Annotated in this window: 7 protein-coding genes and 1 pseudogene; 4 read left to right on the top strand and 4 right to left on the bottom strand. The window is 66.7% G+C overall.

The window, feature by feature from the left end; genetic code table 11:
• From MKK88_RS28660 to MKK88_RS28650, 3 genes and pseudogenes are all read right to left on the bottom strand, one after another.
• Positions 1-398, bottom strand: a pseudogene (locus MKK88_RS28660) (hypothetical protein); the annotation flags it as partial.
• Positions 399-551: 153 nt separating this feature from the next.
• Positions 552-899: a CsbD family protein gene (locus MKK88_RS28655; RefSeq protein ID WP_244005906.1), complete on the bottom strand. Its 348-nt coding sequence runs from the start codon at positions 897-899 to the stop codon at positions 552-554.
• A gap of 264 nt (positions 900-1163) precedes the next feature.
• Positions 1164-1898 (bottom strand): LuxR C-terminal-related transcriptional regulator, encoded by a 735-nt coding sequence (locus tag MKK88_RS28650; protein ID WP_244005904.1) that lies wholly within the window; start codon positions 1896-1898, stop codon positions 1164-1166.
• A 430-nt stretch (positions 1899-2328) separates the two neighbouring features.
• Here MKK88_RS28650 and MKK88_RS28645 point away from each other — a divergent pair, with 430 nt between their 5' ends.
• The 4 genes from MKK88_RS28645 (at position 2329) to MKK88_RS28630 (ending at position 4463) form a co-directional block, all read left to right on the top strand.
• On the top strand, positions 2329-2778 hold the full coding sequence (locus MKK88_RS28645; protein ID WP_244005902.1) for a sigma-70 family RNA polymerase sigma factor: 450 nt from the start codon (positions 2329-2331) through the stop codon (positions 2776-2778).
• Positions 2779-3838: 1060 nt separating this feature from the next.
• Positions 3839-4105, top strand: a complete 267-nt coding sequence (locus tag MKK88_RS28640; RefSeq protein ID WP_244005901.1) for a hypothetical protein — start codon at positions 3839-3841, stop codon at positions 4103-4105.
• Complete coding sequence (locus MKK88_RS28635; RefSeq protein WP_244005899.1) at positions 4102-4296, top strand: hypothetical protein; 195 nt, start codon at positions 4102-4104, stop codon at positions 4294-4296. The genes MKK88_RS28640 and MKK88_RS28635 overlap by 4 nt, the downstream gene beginning before the upstream one ends.
• Positions 4293-4463, top strand: coding sequence for a hypothetical protein (locus MKK88_RS28630; protein WP_244005897.1), 171 nt, complete (start codon positions 4293-4295; stop codon positions 4461-4463). Before MKK88_RS28635 ends, MKK88_RS28630 begins: the two co-directional genes overlap by 4 nt.
• Before the next feature lie 251 nt (positions 4464-4714).
• Here the strand turns inward: MKK88_RS28630 and MKK88_RS28625 are convergent.
• Positions 4715-5252 (bottom strand): DUF4113 domain-containing protein (locus MKK88_RS28625; protein WP_244005895.1); only part of this gene is annotated, 538 nt, incomplete at its 5' end.

Raw genomic sequence — 5252 nt, 5'->3', positions numbered from 1 at the left:
CCGCGGCACTCTACGGTGTGCTGCGTGCCGAACAGGACGAGCGTGCCCGGATTTTCCAACACCTCGGGCTCTTGCGGCAGGGCAGCGCGCGACAGCTGCGTGACGGAGAGGCGGACGGGATCCTGGGCGCAGGCGAGCTCGGCGACGATGCGCGAGCCCACGATCCACATGACGGCGACCATCGAGACGGTGGAGGCCGACGGATTGTCGGCCGCGTTGGTGCCGACCGAGGCCAGGCCGACCCCGACGCCGACGAGGTTGACGATGACCTGGGTCACGAGGGCGGTCACGGCGCCGGCGAAGATCGCGCCCCAGGACACGTGGTTCAGAAGAACCGCGCGGGTATCGCCGTTTGCTTCGGCGGAGAGAGGTGTTGCAACGGTTTGAATGGTAGTCACGCTGTCACTCCAGGTCGGTGGTGGTCAAAGTCGTCGGGGTTGTGAGCGCTCGTCGACGGCGGTGGCGCCAAATCGGCGCGAGAGATTTCGTCGGAGCGCGTCGAAACGAAAGCTGCGTATGGCTGGTGGCGTGCGACGCCAGCGGTGACGGGACTAGTCGCGGGTGGCGTTGACCAGCAGGCTGAGGCCGAAACCGACCAGCCCGGCGATCAGCAGCGCGGTGAGCGGGTCTCCGGCCACCTGATGGCCGAGCCCGCGGGCGCCGCGACGCAGGCTGTGACCGCCACGCTCGTAGGCGTCTTCGGCAAAGTCATACGCCGCGTCGGCCGCGTCCCGTACGGAATCTCTGGTTTGGCCATAGACGGTCTCGGCCGCACCCTGTGCCTCACGGAGGCGCCCTTCGGCCGCATGGCGATCGGAACCGGCAAGGTCTCCGACGGTGCGCTGAACCGTGCCGCCCAGTTCCTTCGCGACCCCCGTGATCCGATCCGTATCGACCATCGCGTTTCCCTCACAGTTCAGCTTCGCTTCGGCGACCATTCAAGCCACCGGGTGATCCTCGGAGCACACGTCACGGCTCTGGATTGCGCCGCCCCGGACGCAGATCGTCCTCCGCGTCGCGCCCATCGGATGACCGGCGAGCGCACGACCCTGCCGCGTTCCGCCTGACTCCCCCGGTTCACACGCCATCCTGTCGACTGTCCCCAAGATGTGACCGCGTCAGGACCAATCAATAGTCCTTTCGTACTAGTACAATGGTAATTTTCATTCGGAATAACTCAGAGGGAAGCCGTTCTCCCGGCCCCAGATTATGGCTTCACTCCACTTATGGATTCCGAGCTTGCGATAGAGCGCGGCGCCATGGTTGCGGACCGTGTTGCGGGACAGCGCGAGCTTGTCTGCGATGGCATCATCCCCCAATCCGGAGCAGATGAGATTGAGAATCTGCCGCTCGCGCACGGTCAGATTCGGCGCCGATCCATCACCGCCCTCCCGTCCCGGGCGGCGCAGATTGGCGAGCTTGTCGATCAACCCCCGGCTGAACCACGATGTATCGGCCATCACGGCCTCGATCGCGTCGAACAGCTCGCGCTCGGTGTGTTTGCGATCGGTGATGTCCTGAAGCACCAGCAGCACGAAGTCGGCATCGTCGATGGTGACCCGCTCCATCGCGACCAAGCTCCGCAGGGAGTGGACGAAATTTGTCCCGGGCTGGTCGGTTCGCGTGACCTCGACCAGGATATCCTGGAAGGTTTCACCGGCTACGACGCGCTCGATTGGATAGGGCTTCGGCGCCCGATGGTTGCGGTAGCGTAGCGCGAAACGATCCCGATAGGCGTCGACCGTCTGCCCTAGTTCGTCGAGGCTCTGGACGCCGTGCATGGCGAGGGCAGCATCGTTGGCGTACGCAATCGACTGATCTGGCTCCACCAGGATCACGCCTTCGCTCAAGCCGGCGATGATCTGCCGCAATTCGTGCCTGTCCACACCCGCCGTCACGATTGACCCGCATCCCCGCCGTCGCTGAAGCGCAAAACCTCAAACGGGTTGCGCACAAGCGGGTTCCAGTTATGGCGCGATTTTCACTGGTATAAGCGCATCATTGACGTCGTCGATATCGATCAGACTAAATGCCGGCCACTGCGGGCGAGGGCATTCCCAGCAGAGCCGCAAACCGTCAACCGCAATGGGTGATCCTATCGTGCGATCCGCCGCTGAACGGCGGAGCCCAGCCACCGAGGCTGGCTCCCTCCATTCCCATGTCCAGGCGCAGCTGGGAGAAAGGCTGCGCCAATACTATCCAGAAGTTGCCGAGGTCGACCCTGACTCACCCCTCGGTGCGGTCCTGAAGCGTTTGTCGACGGCTTTGGATGCAGCCGACGCCAACCGCCCGGTTCCCTGCGCCTTCAGGGACGATCTGATCGGCCTCGTGCCGCGGCTGCGCCGTTACGCCCTGTCGCTGACCTTCGACGGCAACGAGGCCGACGACCTCGTGCAGTTTACGCTGCTCAAGGCTTGGGAGCACCGCGGTCGTTTTCAGCCCGGCACGAGCTTGGTAGCGTGGCTGTTCACGATCCTCCGCAACACCTTCATCAATGGACGGCGCAAGCGCAGCCGCGAGGTGCCGGACCCGGACGGGACCTATGCTTCGCTTCTCTCGGAGCCGGCCCGCCAAGATCAGACGTTGAACCTCCGCGATCTGCAGGCGGCCATTGATCGTCTAGAACCAACGCACCGGGAGGCGCTGATGCTGGTCGCCGTTGATGGCCTGCCCTACGAGGCAGCCGCTTCGGTGATCGGCTGTCCGACGGGAACGGTGAAGAGCCGTGTCAGCCGCGCCCGGGATCGTCTGCTTCATGAACTGGGTGCGTCCGCATGAGGCCGCCCGCTCAGCCATCGCCCGAAGGGGCGTTTCCTATCGCTCCAGCGCTGTCTGCCCGAGGCGCTTGGAGTGATCCTGGTGCCGGGCGGGGATGTTCGCCCTCACCCCGCCCGGCACCCGCGAATGATTCTGGCTCAGGCCCCGTGCGGGCCGTTGGACGGGAGGCGGCTTGGCAAGGCCCGGGACCGAAGGAGCCGGAATCACCGCGCGAGCGTCCCCTTGGGGCAGACGAACCCTCGGCCCCCGTCGACAACCCGCCCGATACGGGCCAGCCCTACCCGGGTCCCGACGTACCGCCCGGCGACCCTTCCGGCCCCGATTTGGACAATCGAGCGTAACCTGCGTTTCCGGCGGGCATCGGTCTCACGGGGGAGGAGGCGAGAGCGGTTCACGAGTGGGTCGTCAACGGCCGTATGGCCGCCGCTCACGGGGGGGTGATCTCTGGCGAATGACCTCTGCTTCGCGCACCGGCAGAGGCGCGCCGCGTTCACAAACGGGACGCCCACCCCAGACGTGTCGCGCCCGACGAACCGGGGACATGATGCTTCCAACGGCGCGGCAGCCCCTTCCGACCTGCTCTGGGCGGCCGCGCTCAGCTCGCAGAACCAGCATCGCCCCAGCGCGCGGACTGGAGGCATTACGCAATCCGATCCCTGGAATGCTCGGATGCGAAGGAACGGCTTGCTGCGTCGGTTGTGGGGAAATGAAGAGTTGGCGCCCGCAAGGGAACCTCGCTCAGCGTGACGGATCAGTGCCTTAGGTCAGAGTGGGACCTGAAATGGGCCCACGTCATCATTGGGCCTTTTGCCTCTGAGGTCCCACCGATTCGACGCCCCTCCCCTGCCCGCGGTAGCCTCGCCTCATGAGCCTTGCCAGCGACCCAATCCCAGAAGCTGTCGCGGCCTTGGTCGGGGCCGGCTACATGGTCGAGCCGTTCGCCGAAGACCCTTGCCTCTGACGCGTAAACGGCGAGGTGATGACCGGCGCCGAACTCCTCGATGAGGCGACACGGATGGGTCTGATGGACGGTTGAGGCCGGCTGCGATAGCGCTCTGCCATGGCCAGAGAAATCCCCAGCGTTGCCGACCTTCGCCGCAAATCCGAGGTGTCGGACGAGGAGATCGAGGCTGCGACCGCGGCCTATCTCGCGAACGAATCGGCCAAGCCCTTCGCCTTCAAGTCCGGTCACACCATAGACGTCGCCAAGGCGATCGAGATGCACCCGCAGGCGAAGAAGCTGCTGGCTGACGCGGCGACCAAGCCGGGCCTGCGCCGCACAATGGTGAAAACCGCCGTGATCCTGGGCTTCCCGGTCCAGGGATGAGCGAGGATTCGGACCGCGAGCAGCTACGCGAGCAGATGGTGGTGCGCCTCGGCGGCTTCATCCAGGGGATCGGTTTAAGCGTCCCGGAAGCGCGGCAGATCATGGAACGTGCGATCGCCGACGACCCGGCAGCGGCCTCCGCCGACATCGAGGCGAAGGCGCGTGCCTGGATGCTGATCGCGCTCGCATGATCCGCGATGTCGACCCCGTCCTCGATGCAGTCCCCGCGCTGCGGGCCATTGGCATTACCGTGGCGCCGATCGGCGGCGTGGAGCGCTGGCAGATCGGCCACCTGATCTTGTCGGATGCCGACGTGCTGCGGCTGGCCGAGAGCCGTGGGCTCGTCGAGGCGGCATAGATTGCCTTGATGCCGAACCCGTCTTCGCAAGGCGGCGCCCGCCCGCGACGCGATATCCGGCCGCGTGTCCTGGCCGCACTCAGGCCCGAGCCATCGACCGCCACTGAGATCGCCGAGCGCGCCGGGCTCCCCGGACGGGAGCGAACTGTGCACGCGACTCGTCCGCTTGCGCGCCTCGACGCGGAAGGCCTCGCCAAAAGAGGCGTGACCCCGCAGATACCACGCTGGAGTTCCGCGCGCGCCGAGGGCTCTCAGGCGTAGGCGACGGGCAGCTCCCCGACCTGCGTCGTGTAGCGCGGCGTGCGCATCTCGAACTTCGTGGTCCAGTCCCGCCGGCTCACCAGCCCCGCCCGCGCCGGCACCACCGCGCCCCGGCCCCAGCGCGCGTTGCACGCGTCCATCGCCGCCATCAGCGGCCCGGACCGCGCCCGGTCCAGCGCGCCGATCAGCGCCCGCGGGCTGTGCGACAGCGGTACGAGGTCGTTCGTCACGATTCCCGCCTTGCTGTACCGCCACGGCCGCTCGCCCGGCTCGCGCCAGGTCTTCGCCACCCCGTGCCGCGCTGCCTTGATCAGCGCCAGCGTGTCCGAGCTGTGCTCCGGCAGGCTCACCGTCGTCGAGACCGAGCGCATCGGCGCGCCCCGGTCGTGCTCGCTCGTGTGATAGAAGACCGTCACGTGGTCGGTGCCCAGCCCCTCCCGCCGCAGCTTCTCGCCGAGCCGCGTCGCGTGGGCGGCGACCGCCTCCTCCAGGGTGGCGCGGTCCTCGATCCGCGCGGAGAACGAGCGC

Origin of the sequence: Methylobacterium sp. E-005, from assembly GCF_022829725.1 — a bacterium.
Lineage (GTDB): Bacteria > Pseudomonadota > Alphaproteobacteria > Rhizobiales > Beijerinckiaceae > Methylobacterium.
The sequence above is the reverse complement of the archived record's forward strand: the minus strand, read 5'-3'. Positions and strand labels throughout refer to the sequence as shown.

Coding starts and splice junctions, on each gene's coding strand:
- MKK88_RS28630 (WP_244005897.1), top strand. CDS start 4,293: ATGATCCGCGATGTCGACCCCGTCCTCGATGCAGTCCCCGCGCTGCGG.
- MKK88_RS28655 (WP_244005906.1), bottom strand. CDS start 899: ATGGTCGATACGGATCGGATCACGGGGGTCGCGAAGGAACTGGGCGGC.
- MKK88_RS28635 (WP_244005899.1), top strand. CDS start 4,102: ATGAGCGAGGATTCGGACCGCGAGCAGCTACGCGAGCAGATGGTGGTG.
- MKK88_RS28640 (WP_244005901.1), top strand. CDS start 3,839: ATGGCCAGAGAAATCCCCAGCGTTGCCGACCTTCGCCGCAAATCCGAG.